The 15885-nt window shown below is 72.7% G+C and carries 14 protein-coding genes; 11 read left to right on the forward strand and 3 right to left on the reverse strand.

Annotated elements, in window-relative coordinates:
* Window positions 1-36 precede the first annotated feature (36 nt).
* Window positions 37-897 (forward strand): phosphogluconate dehydrogenase C-terminal domain-containing protein, encoded by an 861-nt coding sequence (locus E1262_RS25805; protein WP_132107050.1) that lies wholly within the window; start codon window positions 37-39, stop codon window positions 895-897.
* Between the two features lie 4 nt (window positions 898-901).
* On the opposite strand, the gene E1262_RS25810 is transcribed toward E1262_RS25805, so the two are convergent.
* Window positions 902-1174, reverse strand: a complete 273-nt coding sequence (locus E1262_RS25810) for a PNPOx family protein (RefSeq protein WP_132107052.1) — start codon at window positions 1172-1174, stop codon at window positions 902-904.
* Between the two features lie 362 nt (window positions 1175-1536).
* Between E1262_RS25810 and E1262_RS25815 the strand changes: the two genes are divergently transcribed.
* Genes E1262_RS25815 through E1262_RS25825 form a run of 3 tightly spaced genes read left to right on the forward strand, consistent with a single transcriptional unit; the run spans window position 1537 to window position 4120 of the window.
* Window positions 1537-2421, forward strand: coding sequence for a MetQ/NlpA family ABC transporter substrate-binding protein (locus E1262_RS25815; protein ID WP_132107054.1), 885 nt, complete (start codon window positions 1537-1539; stop codon window positions 2419-2421).
* Window positions 2421-3461 (forward strand): methionine ABC transporter ATP-binding protein, encoded by a 1041-nt coding sequence (locus tag E1262_RS25820; protein WP_132107056.1) that lies wholly within the window; start codon window positions 2421-2423, stop codon window positions 3459-3461. The genes E1262_RS25815 and E1262_RS25820 overlap by 1 nt, the downstream gene beginning before the upstream one ends.
* Window positions 3458-4120 (forward strand): methionine ABC transporter permease, encoded by a 663-nt coding sequence (locus E1262_RS25825; RefSeq protein ID WP_132107057.1) that lies wholly within the window; start codon window positions 3458-3460, stop codon window positions 4118-4120. The genes E1262_RS25820 and E1262_RS25825 overlap by 4 nt, the downstream gene beginning before the upstream one ends.
* On the opposite strand, the gene E1262_RS25830 is transcribed toward E1262_RS25825, so the two are convergent.
* Window positions 4121-5104, reverse strand: a complete 984-nt coding sequence (locus E1262_RS25830) for an ABC transporter substrate-binding protein (protein WP_132107058.1) — start codon at window positions 5102-5104, stop codon at window positions 4121-4123.
* Between the two features lie 236 nt (window positions 5105-5340).
* Between E1262_RS25830 and E1262_RS30575 the strand changes: the two genes are divergently transcribed.
* Together E1262_RS30575 and E1262_RS25835 are read left to right on the forward strand one after the other, a co-directional pair.
* Window positions 5341-5484 carry a hypothetical protein gene (locus E1262_RS30575; protein WP_162606084.1) on the forward strand — a complete coding sequence of 48 codons (144 nt, stop codon included), beginning with the start codon at window positions 5341-5343 and terminating at the stop codon, window positions 5482-5484.
* 21 nt (window positions 5485-5505) lie between these two features.
* Window positions 5506-6309 carry an MBL fold metallo-hydrolase gene (locus E1262_RS25835; RefSeq protein ID WP_132107059.1) on the forward strand — a complete coding sequence of 268 codons (804 nt, stop codon included), beginning with the start codon at window positions 5506-5508 and terminating at the stop codon, window positions 6307-6309.
* Between the two features lie 13 nt (window positions 6310-6322).
* Here E1262_RS25835 and E1262_RS25840 read toward each other — a convergent pair whose 3' ends face one another.
* Complete coding sequence (locus tag E1262_RS25840; RefSeq protein WP_203454436.1) at window positions 6323-9151, reverse strand: FAD-binding and (Fe-S)-binding domain-containing protein; 2829 nt, start codon at window positions 9149-9151, stop codon at window positions 6323-6325.
* A 112-nt stretch (window positions 9152-9263) separates the two neighbouring features.
* On the opposite strand from E1262_RS25840, the gene E1262_RS25845 reads away from it, so the two are divergent.
* Genes E1262_RS25845 through E1262_RS25865 form a run of 5 tightly spaced genes read left to right on the forward strand, consistent with a single transcriptional unit; the run spans window position 9264 to window position 15808 of the window.
* Window positions 9264-10523, forward strand: coding sequence for a RuBisCO large subunit C-terminal-like domain-containing protein (locus E1262_RS25845; protein ID WP_203454438.1), 1260 nt, complete (start codon window positions 9264-9266; stop codon window positions 10521-10523).
* On the forward strand, window positions 10520-11767 hold the full coding sequence (locus tag E1262_RS25850; RefSeq protein ID WP_132107060.1) for a four-carbon acid sugar kinase family protein: 1248 nt from the start codon (window positions 10520-10522) through the stop codon (window positions 11765-11767). Before E1262_RS25845 ends, E1262_RS25850 begins: the two co-directional genes overlap by 4 nt.
* Window positions 11757-13748, forward strand: coding sequence for a glycoside hydrolase family 127 protein (locus E1262_RS25855; RefSeq protein WP_132107061.1), 1992 nt, complete (start codon window positions 11757-11759; stop codon window positions 13746-13748). The genes E1262_RS25850 and E1262_RS25855 overlap by 11 nt, the downstream gene beginning before the upstream one ends.
* A 25-nt stretch (window positions 13749-13773) precedes the next feature.
* Complete coding sequence (locus E1262_RS25860) at window positions 13774-14439, forward strand: aspartate/glutamate racemase family protein (RefSeq protein ID WP_132107062.1); 666 nt, start codon at window positions 13774-13776, stop codon at window positions 14437-14439.
* A gap of 58 nt (window positions 14440-14497) precedes the next feature.
* Window positions 14498-15808: an ABC transporter substrate-binding protein gene (locus E1262_RS25865; protein ID WP_132107064.1), complete on the forward strand. Its 1311-nt coding sequence runs from the start codon at window positions 14498-14500 to the stop codon at window positions 15806-15808.
* The last annotated feature ends 77 nt before the right edge of the window (window positions 15809-15885 follow it).

A 15885-nucleotide genomic window follows, 5' to 3' on the forward strand; every position in this document is an offset into this window, starting at 1 on the left:
TACTGCGGCCCGCCGCGTGGCGTCAGGGAGGCGACAATGAGCGAGAACCTGAGCATCGCCGTCATCGGCGCAGGCGGCAAGATGGGCATGCGAGTCTCGGACAACCTGCAGCGCACCGGCCACACCGTCCGTTACGCGGAGAACTCGCCGGCCGGTATCGAGCGGGTGACGGCGGCGGGGCGTCGTGTCACGCCCAGCGCCGAGGCCGTCGCCGGCGCGGACGTCGTCGTGCTGGCCGTGCCCGACCTCGCGCTCGCGGCCGTCTCCGCCGAGGTCGTCCCACTGCTGCAGCCCGGCGCCATCCTGCTGACGCTGGACCCGGCCGCCGCCTACGCCGGCCTGCTCGCCCGCCGCGACGACGTCGTGCAGGCGGTCGCGCATCCCTGCCACCCGTCGGTGTTCCTGGAGCGGACGACGCCCGAGGAGTACGCCGACACGTTCGGTGGCATCGCCGCGCCGCAGGACGTCGTGGCCGCCATCGAGGCACCGGCCGGCGACGTCGGCACCCGGACGACCGCCGAGACCGTCATCCGGACCATGTACGCGCCGGTGCTGGACGTGCACTGGGTGACGGTCAAGCAGCTGGCCCAGCTGGAGCCGACGCTGGTCGAGACGGTGGCGTGTATGGTCGGCGCGTTGCTGGCGGAGGCGCTGCAGGAGGCCGTCGGGACCATGGGCGTCCCGGAGCCGGCCGCCCGGGCGATGCTGCTCGGCCACACCCAGGTGGCGCTGGCCAACACGCTGCGCGGCTCGAACCCGTTCTCCGACGCCTGCCTCATCGCGATGGACTACGGCCGCGAGTCGATCGTCCGCGACGACTGGAAGAAGATCTTCCGCGACGACGAGCTGGACCGCGTCCTGGCCCGGATGCTGCACCTGGACCGGATCGTGCGGTGACGGCTCAGTAGACGCGGGCGCGGGTGGGCGTCACCCGGATCACGGTGGAGTAGTCGTCCAGCACGTCCTCCGGCCTGGCGCCGACCGGCTCGATGGTCGCGCGGTACTTGGCGATGTAGCGGTCGGCCTCGTCGCCGGTCAGCGGCCCCGGCTCGACGACGGACCGTGCTGATCCAGATCTCCGTCTCGTCGTCGAGCCGTCGCTGCGCGGTAGCGGTGGCGGTGTCGTCCAGACAGGAAAGCATCGTCGATCCTTCCGTCGAGTGATGCCCGTCACAGCACCGTCTCGGCGCAAGGTATTCTAGCGTGGTCCGTCTCACATTCTGACTGGAATCTGACCGGAATATGAGATCACACGACTTTCCGTTTGGAGACCACTGGTCCAATCGGGAAGATGGACGCATGTCTCGCGCATCGTCCGACACCGCCCGGATCGTGTCTACGGCCCTCGGCCGCGGCATGTCCATGTGTCCGATGCGAATGCGCCGCTGCCGCTGACGCCGTAGCCGCGTCACCGAGGCAGCAGCACCCCTCCCCAGCCCACCGGCACCGGCCGGCGACCCAGCCGCGCCCTCCGCGGGCTCCCCCGCGCCCATCCCGCGCACCCCGCACCGCACCTCACAAGGAGAGCAGCACGCCATGAACCGTCGCATCGTCCTGCCCCTCGCACTCGCCGGAGCCGCCGCAGTCCTGGCCGCGTGCGGCGGGGGCGACACCGAGACCGCGTCCGGCGAGTCCGGCGACCCGATCCGCATCGGCGTGGTCGGCGCCAGCGAGGACTACTGGCAGGCCTTCACCGAGCTCGCCGACGAGGAGGGCATCGACGTCGAGCTGGTGAACTTCACCGACTACACCCAGCCCAACCCGGCGCTCTCGCAGGGCCAGCTCGACCTCAACCAGTTCCAGCACCTGCAGTACCTGGCCGCGTACAACGTCGCGAACGACGACGACCTGACGCCGATCGGCGCGACCGCGATCTACCCGCTCGGCCTGTACTCGCAGAAGCACCAGTCGCTCGGGGACATCCCCGAGGGCGGCGAGGTCGCGATCCCGAACGACGAGACCAACCAGGCCCGCGCGCTGCTCGTCCTGCAGGACGCCGGCCTGATCACGCTCGAGGGCGGCGGCAGCTCGACATCGCTGCCGTCGGACGTCGTCGAGGAGGAGTCGCGGGTGACGGTGACGCCGGTGGCCGCCGAGCAGACGGCGACGGCCCTGAACAGCGTCGACGCGTCGGTGATCAACAACGACTTCGTGGCCGACGCCGGCCTGGAGCCGACCGACGCGCTGTACCAGGACCAGGCCGACAGCCCGGGCGCCCGCCCGTACATCAACGTGTGGGTCGCGCGGTCCGAGGACGTCGACAACGAGACGTTCCTGAGGCTGGTCGACCTGTACCACTCGCCGGAGGTCGAGGCGGCATCGGCGGAGGCGTCCGGCGGCACGGCCGTGTTCACGGACAACCCGGCCGACGAGCTGACCGAGATCCTCGACGGGATCCAGACGGACCTCGCCGCGCACTGATGGCACCCCTGATCAGCTTCCAGGACGTCAGCAAGGTCTTCGGGTCCGGCGACCGCGCCGTCCGCGCCGTCGACGGCGTGACGCTGGACATCGAGGCCGGCGAGATCTTCGGCGTCATCGGCTACTCCGGCGCCGGCAAAAGCACGCTGGTGCGGCTGGTCAACGCGCTGGAGACGGTGACGTCGGGGCGGCTCCGCGTGGACGGCCGTGACGTCACCGCCCTGCGCGAGGCCGAGCTGCGCTCCGTCCGGGCCGGCATCGGGATGGTGTTCCAGCAGTTCAACCTGCTCAACTCGCGCACCGTCGCCGGCAACGTCGCCTACCCGCTGAAGGTGGCCGGCTGGTCGCGCGAACGCCGCGCGGCGCGGGTCGCCGAGCTGCTCGACTACGTCGGCATCGCGGACAAGGCGAAGGCCTACCCGCGGCAGCTGTCCGGCGGGCAGAAGCAGCGCGTCGGCATCGCCCGCGCGCTCGCGACGTCGCCGCGGATCCTGCTCGCCGACGAGGCCACCAGCGCGCTCGACCCGGACACCACGCAGGACGTGCTGGCGCTGCTGCGCCGGGTCAACCGCGAGCTGGGCGTCACCGTCGTCGTCATCACCCACGAGATGGACGTCATCCGCTCGCTCGCGCACCGTGTCGCCGTCATGGAGGCCGGGAAGGTGATCGAGCACGGCCCGGTCTACGACGTGTTCGCCGCGCCGCGCGAGCGGGCCACCCGCCGGTTCGTCGCCACGACGCTGAAGGACCGGCCGACGCCCGAGGCGGTCGAGCGGCTGCGGCACCGGCACCCGGGCCGGATCATCACCGTCGGCATCCGCGAGGGGGCCGGCGGGAGCGTCGACGTCACCGCGGCGCTGCGGGCGCACGGCGTCGACGGGACCATCGTGTTCGGCGGCATCACCGAGATCGACGAGCGCCCGTTCGGCTCGCTGACGCTGGAGCTGACCGGCCCCGATGCGGCCATCGACGCGCTCGTCGCCGACCTCCGCGACCGTACCGACGTCGACGACCTCGGGATCGCGGGGGTGCCGGCATGAACCGCGACTGGTCCGAGCTGTCCCCGATCCTGTGGGATTCGGTGCGCGAGACGCTGTACATCGTCGGCGTGACGGTGGGCGTGGGCGGCGTGCTGGGGCTGGCGCTCGGCGTGCTGCTGTACGCGACCCGGCGCGGCAACCTGCTGGAGAACGTCTTCGTGTTCACCGTGCTGAACGTCGCGGTGAACGTCGTGCGGCCGATCCCGTTCATCATCTTCATCACCGCGGTCGGGCCGGTGACGCTGGCCGTCGTCGGCACCACGATCGGCAACGACGCGGTCATCTTCGCCATGTCGATCATGGCGACGTTCGTGACCGCCCGCATCGTCGAGCAGAACCTCGTCGCCACCGATCCGGGCGTCATCGAGGCGGCCCGGGCGATGGGCGCGTCGCGACTGCGGATCCTGGTGACGGTGCTGGTGCCGGAGGCGCTCGCGCCGCTGATCCTCGGCTACACGTTCCTGCTCATCGGCATCGTGGACATGTCCGCACTCGCCGGGTACGTGGGTGGCGGCGGGCTGGGCAACTTCGCCATCGTCTACGGCTACCAGCGGTTCAACTGGGAGGTCACGCTGGTCACCGTCCTGGTGATCATCGGCATGGTGCAGCTGGCGCAGCTGCTCGGGAACTGGCTGGCGCGTAAGGCCCTGCACCGCTGACTAGGCCGTCGCCGCCTCCTCCAGGTAGGGGCGCAGCTGCTCCAGGCCGTGCGGGATGGACAGCGGCGACGGCGTGTTCAGCCCGACGACGGTCGGATAGTCGAGCACGGCGACGGTGCCCGGCAGCTGGTCGAACCCCGGGACGTCCGCGAGGTCGCCCTCGTCGCCGCCGTTCACCAGGAACGCCAGCAGTTCGGCCTGCAACAGGTCGGATCGCTCGGTGCTGACGTTGATGCGGGCGTCGCCCGTGGCCTCGCCCTCCGCCTTGACCGGCCCGTACATCGTCATGCCCAGCTGCTGGAAGAACACGCTGGAGCCGTCCTGCTCGTCGGCCACGATGTACATCGAGTCGCCGACGATGTACTGCGCCAGCGAGAACGTCTTCCCCTGCAGCCCTGGCAGCGCCTCCGCCGCCGCGGCCACCTCGCCGTCGACCCTGGCGATGACCTCCTCGGAACGCTCAGGCTCGCCCAGCACCTCCCCCGCCGCGCGGACCAGGTCCTGCCACGGCGTCACCTCGTGCTCGTCCAGCCCCGGAATGGTCGGCGCGATGCCGGACAGCTGCTCGTACGTCGCCTCGTCGGCGATCGAGAAGGTGCCGACGATGAGGTCCGGCTCGAGCTCGGCGATCTGCTCGATCGGCGGGCCGTCGTCCACCGGTAGCGGCTCGGCGTCGGCGGGCAGCTCCTGCCATGGCACGCCCGACTCCGGCATGAACGAGTCGACCGAGTACCCGACCGGCTCGACCCCCATCGCCAGCATGACGTCGGTCCACTGCAGGTCGATGGTGACGATGCGCTCCGGCACCCCGGTGATCTCCGTGCTGCCGTACATGTGGTCGACGGTGATTGTCTCGGCGTCGGCGCCGGCCGAGCTCGCGGCCGGATCGGCGTCGTCGTCACCACCACAGGCGGCCAGGCCGGCCGCCAGCGTCAGGGCGAGCGCGACGGGCGCCGATCGAGACGAACGCGCGGAAAGGTTCATGCAGGCAACCCTAACTTAGGATCGACTAACCATATCCGCCTGGCCGCACGCGTCCCGGGAGCACGTCACCCTGCCCAGTGACCGTTTCGGGGACCAGATCGGCACGGCACGTGGCACCCCGGCGAGTGAAGTGTGCGCCAGGCGCGTCACGATGCGACCTCACCATGACGGCGGCACGAGCCCACAGAAGCAGCAGAAGAGCCTCATTCCTGCGGGGTACCGAGACGTTCGACGAGATGCACGCCGCCGCGGCGTCGGTGCTGGCCGCGATCCCCGGTAGCGTCAAGAAGGAGATGCCGGGCGCCGACCACACCTGGGAGACCGCCCCGATGGCGGCCGAGCTGGCGGCCTTCGTCCGGGCGGCGGCGGAACGCGGCTGAGCGCGGCCGACGGGAGGCACGATGCGGATCGGCGAGATGGACCTGCTGCCGATGTCCGACGGCACGTTCGTCGCCCGGCCCGCGTACCTCACCCCCGGCCCGGTCACCGATCCACCGCCCGCCCCGTTCGGCCCCGACGGCGTGGCCTGGCTGCCCATCGGCAGCTTCCTGGTGCGCACCGGCGACCGCGTCGTCCTGGTCGACGCCGGCCTCGGCCCGGCCCGGACCGAGCTGCCGCACGGCATGGCGCTGGTCGGCGGCCAGCTGCTGGTGGCGCTGCTGGCGGGCGGCACGCACCCCGAGGACGTCACCGACGTCGTGTGCACGCACCTTCACTCCGACCACGTCGGCTGGTTGTTCGACCGCGACTGCCGGCCGGTGTTCCCCGGGGCGACGGTGTGGTTCGGCGCGGCCGACGGCGCCCTCTTCGTCGACGGCGACGGCGAGATGGCCGACCACGTGCGCGCCGGCTTCCGCGGGCCGGCGGCCGACCTGCGGCCGGTCGACGGCGACCGCACCGTCGCTCCGGGCGTCGACGTCCTCGCCACGCCGGGGCACACGCCCGGGCATCTGGCTGTCGTCGTCTCCTCCGGCGACGACCGCGTGGTGCTGGCGGGCGACGCGATCACCGTCCCGGTCCAGCTCGCCGAGCCGGCGTGGCACTCGTTCGGCGACGTCGACCCGGAGCTGGCCGATCGCAGCCGAGAACGGCTCTGGGACGAACTCGCCCGGCCGCGCACCCTCGGCACCGGCGCGCACTTCCCGGAGCTGCGCTTCGGCCGCGTCGTCACCAAGCCCGACGGCCGCCGCACCTGGGCGGCCTGACGGCGCGGCGGCCTCAGGCCGGGCGGGTGGCCTCCTCCAGCAGCTCCAGCACATGGCGGTAGGGCCTGCCGGTGGCGCGGGTCATGCCCAGCTCGCAGGTGCGGTTGCAGGACGCGTACCCGTCCGCCTCACCCAGCGCGGCGACGGTGGCCGCCTCGGCCTCCGTCGCGCCCTGCGTGAGCTCGGGATGCAGTAGCCCGCGGTCGCCGGCGAACCCGCAGCAGCCCCAGCTGCTCGGCACCACGGCCTCGCGGGCGACGGCCGCGCCGAGGGCGGCGAGGTCGTCGACGTCGCCGAGGTGGACGCTGGCGCAGGTCGGGTGGAGCACGACGCGGTCCAGCATGCGCGCGTCGGCGATCGGCGGGAGCCGCTGCAGCACCGACGACCGCACGAAAGCCACAGCGTCGACCACCGTCACGCGCGACCACCGCTCGGCGTCGGGCGCGGGCAACTGCGCCGCCAACCCGGCCAGCCCGTGCGAGCAGGACGACGCGTCGGCCACCACCGGCAGCCGGCCGTCGGAGGTCAGCGGCCAGAGCGCGTCGAACACCTGCTGCGCCATGACCGCCGCGCCCGCTTTCAGCCCCTTCGACACCCATGGCGTCCCGCAGCACAGCGACGGCGTCCGCTCGGCGATCGCGACCGGCATGCCGGCCCGCGCGGCCAGCGCGAGGAACGCGGCGGTGACGCCGTCGCCGCCGCTCTCCGGTGCGAACAGCGCGCCGATGCAGGCCGGGAAGTACACCGCCTCGGCCGCGCCTGGAACGGGCCACGAGGACGACGGCCGGGGCCGGCCCGGACCGGGCAGCGAGCCGTCCGCCGCTGGGATCCACTCGGTCCCGAGCACGGCCCTGGCCAGTGACGACGCGCCTGACACGACCGGGCCGGGCAGCGCCGACGCGACCCGGAGGCCGGCCCGGGCCGCCGTCACGCCAGCGCCCCAGTGACGGGCCGCGGTCGTCCCGGCCCGCTGCGCGACGCGGCCGAGCGAGTCGGCTCGGCGCGCCTTCATCGCCTGCCCGGTGTCGATCTGCACCGGGCAGGCGGTGACGCACAGCGAGTCGGCGGCGCAGGTCTGCACGGCGTCGTAGCGGTAGTCCTTCTCCAGTTCGGCGCGCACCTCGGGCGTCGCGACGGCGATCTCGCGCAGCAGCGCGATCCGCTGCCGCGGCGTCGTCGTGACCCCGCGGGACGGGCAGACCGGCTCGCAGTAGCCGCAGTCGACGCAAATGTCGAGCGCCGGGTCGACCGGTGGCACGGTCTTGAGGTGGCGCAGGTGCGCCTGCGGGTCGTCGTCCAGCACGACGCCGGGCGCCAGCACGCCGCGCGGGTCGCACAGCGCCTTCACCTCGCGCATGACGGCGTACAGCTCGTCGCCGTACTGGCGGCGGACGTACGGCGCCATGATGCGGCCGGTACCGTGCTCGGCCTTGAGCGAGCCGTCGGCGCCGAGCACGAGGTCGACGAGGTCCTCGGTGAACGCGGCGTACGTGTCCAGATCGCGCGGGTCGTCCAGCCGCGGTGTGATCATGAAGTGCAGGTTCGCGTCGCGCGCGTGCCCGAAGATGACGGCGTCGCCGTATGCGTACCGGTCGAACAGCCCCTGCAGGTCGCGCACGGCCGGCCCGAGAGCCGGAGCCGGCACGACGATGTCCTCCAGCAGCGCCGTCGTCCCCTGCGGCCGCGCCCCGGCCACCGTCGCATACAGGCCCTTGCGGACGTGCCAGGCGGCGGCTCGCTGCCCCGGGTCCGTGGACAGCCCGCCGGGCACGCTCAGCGGCAGCCGGCGAACGACGGCGCCGACGTCACTGCCCAGCGCGACCAGCTCGGTCGCCGACTCCGCCGCGACCTCGACCAGCAGCGCCGTGTGCTGCTCCACCCGCAGCGACCGGAGCACCTCCGGCGCGCCCGGGTCCGCCCGCGCCACCCGCAGCGACGTCGCGTCCATCAGCTCGACGGCGCCCGCCCCGGCGCCGACCAGCGCGGGCAGCGCGCCGACGGCGGCGTCGAGCGTGCCGAACACCAGCAGCGTGGTCGCGACATGCGGCAGCACCGGCAGCGTGTCGAACGTCGCCGACGCCACGAACGCCAGCGTCCCCTCGGACCCGACCACCAGGTGAGCCAGGATGTCGGCCGGCGCGTCGTGGTCGAGGAACGCGTTGAGGCCGTAGCCCATGGTGTTCTTCATCGAGAACTGGTGCTCGATCCGCCCGCGCAGAACAACGTCGGCACGCAGCCGGTCGCGGATCCGGGCCAGCCCCGCATGCAGCTCCGGCTCCAGCGCCGCCAGCCGCGCGTCTGCCCCGGCCGCGGCGGTGTCGAGGTAGGTGCCGCTGGGCAGCACCAGCTCCAGGCCCGCCAGGGTGCGGTACGCCGTCGCCGTCGTCGAGCTGGTCATACCGGAGGAGTTGTTCGCGACCACGCCGCCGACGGTGCAGGCCGCCTCGCTGGCCGGGTCGGGTCCGAGCCGCCGCCCGTACGGCGCCAGCGCGGCGTTCACCCGGCGCACGACGGCGCCCGGCTCGGCCCGCACACGGGCACCGTCGTCGAGCACCGTCACGCCGCCGAAGTGCCGGCGCGTGTCGACCAGGACGCCGTCGGTCCCGGCCTGCCCGGACAGGCTGGTCCCGCCGGAGCGGAACGTCAGCGGCACGCCGTCGCGGTGCGCGGTCGCGAGCAGCGCGGCGACCTCGGGGACGGACCTCGGCGTCACCACCGCGGCTGGCGTCAGCAGGTAATGGGAGGCGTCGTGCGCCATCCGGGCACGGTCGGCGATCCGCTCGCTGACCTGGCCGGCGCCGACGGCTGCCCGCAACGCGTCGAGGTCGATGACGGGGCTCACGAAGCGAACCTATCGCTGAGGTAAGACCACTTGCGTCACCCCCTTGCCCGCTGTATCGTCGCTGCACGTACATGCGAAGTCGCATATCTATGCATCACTCGATGGAGGCAGCGTGAGCGGCAACGTCCTGGCGACCTACGAGATCGCGACCGCGCTTCCGCTGGAGAAGGCCGCCGCCGTCATCGCCGGCGAGCAGTCCAGCGGCACGTTCGTCGCCGTCGCCCGCGAGTCTGCCGAGCTGAAGGCCCGGCACGCGGCGACCGTCCGCTCCATCGACGAGCTGCCGCTCAGCGGCCGGCCGCCGCTGCCCGGCGCGATCGGCGACTGGGCGCAGGCGCGCCGCGCCCGCATCGTCGTCGAGTTCCCGGTGCACAACTTCGGCGCGTCGGTGCCGAACCTGCTGGCCGCCGTCGCCGGCAACCTGTTCGAACTGCGCGAGCTGGGCGAGCTGCGGCTGGTCGACCTCGAGCTGCCGGACGTGTTCGGCACCGCCTACCCGGGCCCCGCGCACGGCGTCGACGGCACCAGGGCGCTGGTCGGCAAGGCCGGAGCGACCGGGCCGCTGATCGGCACCATCGTCAAGCCGAGCGTCGGCCTAGGACCCGAGGAGCTGGCCGAGCTGGTCGAGGAGCTGGCGCTGGCCGGCATCGATTTCATCAAGGACGACGAGCTGCAGGGCAACCCGCCCGGCTTCCCGCTGGCCGATCGCGTGCACGTCGTCATGGACGTGCTCAAGCGCGCCGCCGACCGCACCGGCACGATGCCGATGTACGCGTTCAACATCACCGACGACATCTCCAAGCTCGCACACAACCACGACCTCGTCCGAGCCGCGGGCGGCACCTGCGTCATGGTGGTCGTCAACGCCGTGGGCTTCGCCGGGGTGCAGTACCTGCGTGAGCACGCCGACCTGCCGATCCACGGACACCGGGCGATGTTCGGCGCCTTCGCGCGATCGCCGCAGCTGGGCATCGCGTTCCGGGTGTTCCAGAAGCTGGCCCGGCTGGTCGGCGTCGACCACCTGCACACCAACGGCATCGCGAACAAGTTCTACGAGACCGACGAGGAAGTCGTGGCGTCCATCACCGACGTGCGCGCGCCGCTGCTCGGCGGCTACCACGTGGTCCCGGTGCTGTCGTCGGGCCAGACGCCGGCCATCGCCGACCGCACGTGCGCGCAAGTGGGCGATGCCGGCGACCTGCTGGTGCTGGCCGGCGGCGGCATCCACGCGCACCCCGGCGGCTCCGGCGCTGGTGTGAAGGCGATGCGAGACGCGTGGGACGCCGCGGTCGCCGGCGAGCCGCTCGCCACCCGGGCCGAGCGCTCGCCCGAGCTGGCCGCGTCGCTGGCGCAGTTCGGAGCCCGCTCATGATCGCGGCCGCCTTCTACGGTGACGACTTCACCGGCTCGGTCGACGCGCTCGTCCAGTTCCGCCGGGCCGGCTGCACGGGCGTGCTGGTGACGTCGCCGGACGGTGTCAAGGGCGCGCTCGGCGGCGACCCTGACGTCGTCGGCATCGCCGGCATCGCGCGGTCGCTGCCGGCGGACGAGCTCGACGCCGAGGTGCGGCCGGCGCTGGAGCTGCTGCGCGACCTGGACGTGCCGGTCGTGCAGTACAAGGCCTGCTCGACGGCGGACTCCTCCCCCGTCGTCGGCAGCCTGGGCCGGGTCATCGAGATCGGTCGCGACGTGTTCGGCCCGGCCGCCGTCCCGGTGCAGTTCGCCCAGCCAGACTTCGGCCGGTACACGTTCTTCGGCCACCACTTCGCCCGCGACGGCGAGGTCGTCTACCGGCTGGACCGCCAGCCGACGATGGCGCATCACCCGGTGACTCCGGCGACGGAGTCCGACCTCGCCCGGCACCTGGGCGCACAGACGGCGCAGCCGGTCGGAGCGCTGCACTGGACCGCGTACGACGGCGATGCGGACGCCGTCGTGCGAGCGTGGCGCGAGTCCGCCGCCGCGGCCGTCGTCTGCGACGGGTTCGCCGACGAACACCTCGACCTGATCGGCCGGGCGGTGCTCACCTCGGACGCCCAGCGGTTCGTGCTCGGCGCCGGCGGGCTGAGCCTGGGCATCGGCCGGGCGCTCGGCCGCACCGGCGGCGTCCCGCCGACGAGCGCCACGCCGGCGCCGGGGCCGACGCTGGTGCTCAGCGGCAGCGGCTCGCCGCGCACGGCGGCGCAGCTCGCGGCCGCCGAGCGGACCGGCTGGAGCACCGTCCACCTGCTCGTGCCCGGCGCCGCCGACGAGGCGATCGCCCGGCACGCCGCGGGCGCCGACGTCGTCGTGCACACCACGCGCCCGGGACCGTCCGCCACCAGCCGCGAGATCGAGGAGCGGCTGGCGCAGGTCGGCGCTGCCTGCCTGGCCCGCGACCCGCGCACGCGGCTGATCGTCTGCGGCGGCGACACCTCCGGCAACGTGCTGCGCCGGCTCGGCGTCGACACGCTCTCGGTGGCGGCGCTGCCGTGGGACAACGTCGCGCTCTGCCACGCGATGGGCGGCCCGTACGACCGGCCCGTCGAGGTCGTCCTCAAGGGCGGCCAGATGGGCCACGAGGACCTGTTCGACGACGTCCGGTCCGGCCGATCGAGAGGCAACGATGCTCACTGACACCAGCAGCAGCCCCTCCGCGGCGATGACCTCGCTGCCGCCGCGGTCGGCCGCGATCACCGGCGGAGGCCCGCTGGCTCGGCTGCGCGACCAGGCGATCGCCGTCACCATCCCGACGATGGGCGAGATCATGTTCGACGCGGACGTCGCCCATGCGTACGAGAACTTCCTCGTGGCCGCCGGCGAGGTCGAGGGCACCCACGTCGGGCCGCCGTTCATGGACGGCGACTTCTACAAGTGGCTCGAGGCGGCGGTCATCGTCGACGGCGAGGCCGGCGGCGAGTCGCCGTTCTCCGAGTGGATCGGCAAGGCGGCCGCGGCGATCGCGGCCGCCCAGCAGCCCGACGGCTACGTCCACACGAAGACCACCATCTCCGAGCGCTCCGGCGGCGACCTGCGGCCCCTGCGGCAGCGGACGGACTTCGAGACCTACAACTTCGGCCACCTGATGACGCTGGCCTGCGTCCACCACCGGATGACCGGCGACGACGCCTACCTGAGGCTGGCGACGAACGTGGCCGGCTACCTGCGGACCGTGGCCGATGAGTCGCCGGAGACGCTGGCCGACTGCAACATCTGCCCGTCCCACTACATGGGGCTGGTCGAGGTCTACCGCAGCACCGGCGACAAGCGGCACCTCGAGCTGGCCGGCCGGCTGCTCGACCTGCACGGCGGCAAGGGCCGTGCCGGCAGCGACGACAACCAGGACGTGCTGCCGGTGCGCGAGCAGCGCCGAGCCGCCGGGCACGCCGTCCGCGCCAACTACCTGTATGCCGGCATGGCCGACTATGTGCTGGAGACGGGCGACGAGGCCATGCGGACGGCGCTGGAGAGCATCTGGGCCGACCTGGTCGGCTCGAAGCTCTACGTGACGGGCGGCTGCGGCGCGCTCTACGACGGCGCCTCCCCCGACGCCGCTCAGGACTACTGGTCGGTCACCCGCGTCCACCAGGCCTACGGCCGGCCCTACCAGCTGCCGCAGACCACCGCCTACAACGAGTCGTGCGCGTCGCTGGGCCTGGTCATGTGGGCCTGGCGGATGCTGGCCATCAGCGGCGACGCGAAGTACGCCGACGAGATCGAGCGGGTGCTCTACAACGCCCTGCCGGCGATGATCGGGCTGGACGGCAAGACGTACTTCTACACCAACCCGCTGCGCCAGGTCCGCGCGCTGCCGTTCGCGCTGCGCCGGGCCGGCAACCCGACGGACAGCACGCCGCCGCCGTCGGAGGCCCGGGTCCGCCAGGAGTTCATGACGGCGTGCTTCTGCTGCCCGCCGAACGTCGCCCGGTTCATCGCCGAGCTGCCGTACCTCGTCGCCTCCCAAGGGCCGCGCGCACTCTGGGTGCACCAGTACGTCGCCGGCACCGTGACGGCCCGGCTCGACGGCGTCGACGTCACCGTCGAGCAGACCACCGCGTACCCCGCCGAGGGGACGGTGCGCCTGGACGTCCGGGCCGCGTCTCCGGTCAGCGGTGCGATCCGGGTGCGCATCCCCGGCTGGGCGCCCGGCGCCCGGGTCACCGTCGACTCCGAGCCGGTCGACGTGGTCGAGCAGGGCTATGCGGTCATCGACCAGACGTGGAGCAGCAACACCATCGTCGTCGAGCTGCCGATCGCGCCGCGGCTCGTCGTCGCCCACCACTTCGTCGAGGAGGCGACCAACCAGGTCGCCGTCATGCGCGGCCCGGTCGTGTACTGCGTCGAGAGCGCCGACCTGCCCGAGGACACCGGGATCGAGACGGTGTACCTGCCGCGGTCCATCGCCTTCACCGAGCGGCCGGGTACCGGCCAGTTCGCCGGGCACGTCCTGCTGGACGGCACGGCGGCGACGCTGCCGGCGCCGGTGCCCGACGGGCAGCTCTTCGCCGACCTCGACGATGCCGAGCCGCGACCGTTGGACGTCACGCTCGTCCCGTACGCCGTGTGGGGCAACCGCGGGCCCGGCGAGATGTCCGTCTGGATCCCGCTCCTGCACTGATCACCCCGGATCGGAGGAACCCACCATGACGCGCATCGCGTTCCTGCACACCGGGGCCGTGGTGATCCCGGTGTTCGCCGAGCTGGCGGCCACCCACCTGCCCGGCGTCGAGGTCCAGCACCTGCTGGACGACAAGATCGTCGCCGACCTCGGCACCGACCCCGACGGCCGCGACGTCGCCGGCCGGCTGGGCGCGCTCGGCCGGGCGGCGGTCGCGGCCGGTGCCGGGGCCCTGGTGTTCTCCTGCTCGTCGATCTCCGGGTACGCCGGCCGGCTGCAGGAGCAGCTGGGCATCCCGGTGCTGCGGATCGACGAGGCGATGGCCGACCGCGCGGTCGAGACCGGCCGGTCGATCGCCGTCATCGCGACGCTGCCGACCACGCTCGCCCCGACCGCGGCCCTCCTGCGCGAACGCGCCGCCCTCCATGGCGCGGACATCGCCCTCGACGAGGTGCTGGTCGAGGGCGCGTTCGCGGCTGTCAGCTCCGGGGACCGCGCGACCCATGACGCCCTCGTCGCCTCGGCCGTCCGCGACCAGAGCGCCAGCCACGACGTCATCATCCTCGCCCAGGCGTCCATGGCCGGCGCGGCCGCGGGCTCGGACACCGGCGTCCCCGTCCTGACCAGCCCGGAGCTCGGGGTCCGGCGGGTCGCCGAGACCCTGCTGCCGCGTCCCGCCGCCGGCGCCTGAGCCGCGCGCCTGCCGCCGTCACCGTCCCCCGTCCACGTCCGAGTCAAGGGAGACTCCCATGACCACCACCCACCTCTCGCGGCGGTCCTTCATCGGGGCCGGACTCGCCGGAACGCTCGGCCTCTACCTGAGCGGCTGCGGTTTCGGCCGCCAGGAACAGGCCGCCGAAGGCCAGACCACGCTGTCCATCTGGGACTCGTTCACGACCGATCCCGTCAACAAGTCCGTCGACGCGCTCAACGACGCGTTCGCGGGAGCCAACGACGGCGTCTCGATCGACCGCAACATCGTCCAGTACGACCAGCTCACGGCGCTGGCGAAGACCGCGATGGCCTCCGGCGACGGCCCGGACCTGGTCTACTACTCCGTCGGCAAGGGCAACGCCGGCATCCTGGTCGACGCCGGGCTGCTGGCGCCGCTGGACGACCTCGCCGAGGAGGCCGGCTGGACGTCGTCGATCGCGCCGTTCGCGCTGCGCGAGGCCACCTTCGACGGCGTCCTCTACGGCCTGCCGAACGAGTCGGAGATCAGCGGCTGGTGGTACAACAAGTCGCTGCTGGACCAGCACGGGCTGGCCGTCCCCGAGACCGCCGACGACCTGCTGACGCTGGCCGAGGCGGCGACGTCGCTCGGTATCGTGCCGGTCGCCTACGGGCAGGGCGACTTCTACACGTCGTTCTGGCTGTTCTCGCAGCTCGCCTGCAACATCATGCAGAGTGACGCACTCGGCAAGCTGGTGTACGAGAACGACGGTGTCTGGAACTCCCCCGAGATCGTCCAGGCCATCCAGACCGTCTTCGTCGACTGGCACCAGGCCGGGGTGTTCGGTGAGAACGTCAACGCGCTCAAGGCCCAGGACGCCTCCGACCTGTGGTCCGGAGAGCAGGCGTTCCTGCTGGTCAACGGCTCGTGGGCGACGGGCTCGCACGCCGAGGCGCTGCCGGACCGCGAGCTGGGCATGATGCCGCTGCCGTCGCTGGACGGCGAGCACCGGGTCTTCTCCGCCGGCAGCGGCGGCGCGTACTGGCTGTCGGCCAACGCGGGCGAGACGGACGCCGCGAAGGACTTCCTGAAGTTCGTGTTCAGCGACGACGCGCTGCCGATCTGGATCGAGCAGGCCCAGCTGGTGCCGCCGGTGCAGTTCGACCCGTCCAGCTACGAGACGAACGAGCTGCAGAACCGCATCGCCACCGCGGCCTCGGGCGACGGCGACCCCGAGAAGAACCTCGGCTACCAGGTCAACCACGGCCTGGCCGCGGCGCCGTTCCTCAACATGATGACCGAGGGCTTCCAGGCGATCATCGCCGGCGACAAGACGCCGCAGCAGCAGGCCGACGACCTCCAGGCGGCCTGGGAGGAGGGCTTGTGAGCAGGACCGCCGCGCCCGACCGGGCGTCGGCCGGCTCCCGGGTGGACGGGCCGGCCCCGCCGCCCCCGAGCCTGCCC

Source organism: Jiangella aurantiaca, from assembly GCF_004349105.1.
Taxonomy (GTDB): Bacteria; Actinomycetota; Actinomycetes; order Jiangellales; family Jiangellaceae; genus Jiangella; species Jiangella aurantiaca.

Bases quoted from the DNA above. Each gene is read 5' to 3' on its own strand.
- E1262_RS30575 (WP_162606084.1), top strand. From the start codon at position 5,341: ATGCACGCCGCCGCGGCGTCGGTGCTGGCCGCGATCCCCGGTAGCGTC.
- E1262_RS25830 (WP_132107058.1), bottom strand. From the start codon at position 5,104: ATGAACCTTTCCGCGCGTTCGTCTCGATCGGCGCCCGTCGCGCTCGCC.
- E1262_RS25815 (WP_132107054.1), top strand. From the start codon at position 1,537: ATGAACCGTCGCATCGTCCTGCCCCTCGCACTCGCCGGAGCCGCCGCA.
- E1262_RS25835 (WP_132107059.1), top strand. From the start codon at position 5,506: ATGCGGATCGGCGAGATGGACCTGCTGCCGATGTCCGACGGCACGTTC.
- E1262_RS25820 (WP_132107056.1), top strand. From the start codon at position 2,421: ATGGCACCCCTGATCAGCTTCCAGGACGTCAGCAAGGTCTTCGGGTCC.
- E1262_RS25805 (WP_132107050.1), top strand. From the start codon at position 37: ATGAGCGAGAACCTGAGCATCGCCGTCATCGGCGCAGGCGGCAAGATG.
- E1262_RS25860 (WP_132107062.1), top strand. From the start codon at position 13,774: ATGACGCGCATCGCGTTCCTGCACACCGGGGCCGTGGTGATCCCGGTG.
- E1262_RS25825 (WP_132107057.1), top strand. From the start codon at position 3,458: ATGAACCGCGACTGGTCCGAGCTGTCCCCGATCCTGTGGGATTCGGTG.
- E1262_RS25855 (WP_132107061.1), top strand. From the start codon at position 11,757: ATGCTCACTGACACCAGCAGCAGCCCCTCCGCGGCGATGACCTCGCTG.
- E1262_RS25850 (WP_132107060.1), top strand. From the start codon at position 10,520: ATGATCGCGGCCGCCTTCTACGGTGACGACTTCACCGGCTCGGTCGAC.
- E1262_RS25865 (WP_132107064.1), top strand. From the start codon at position 14,498: ATGACCACCACCCACCTCTCGCGGCGGTCCTTCATCGGGGCCGGACTC.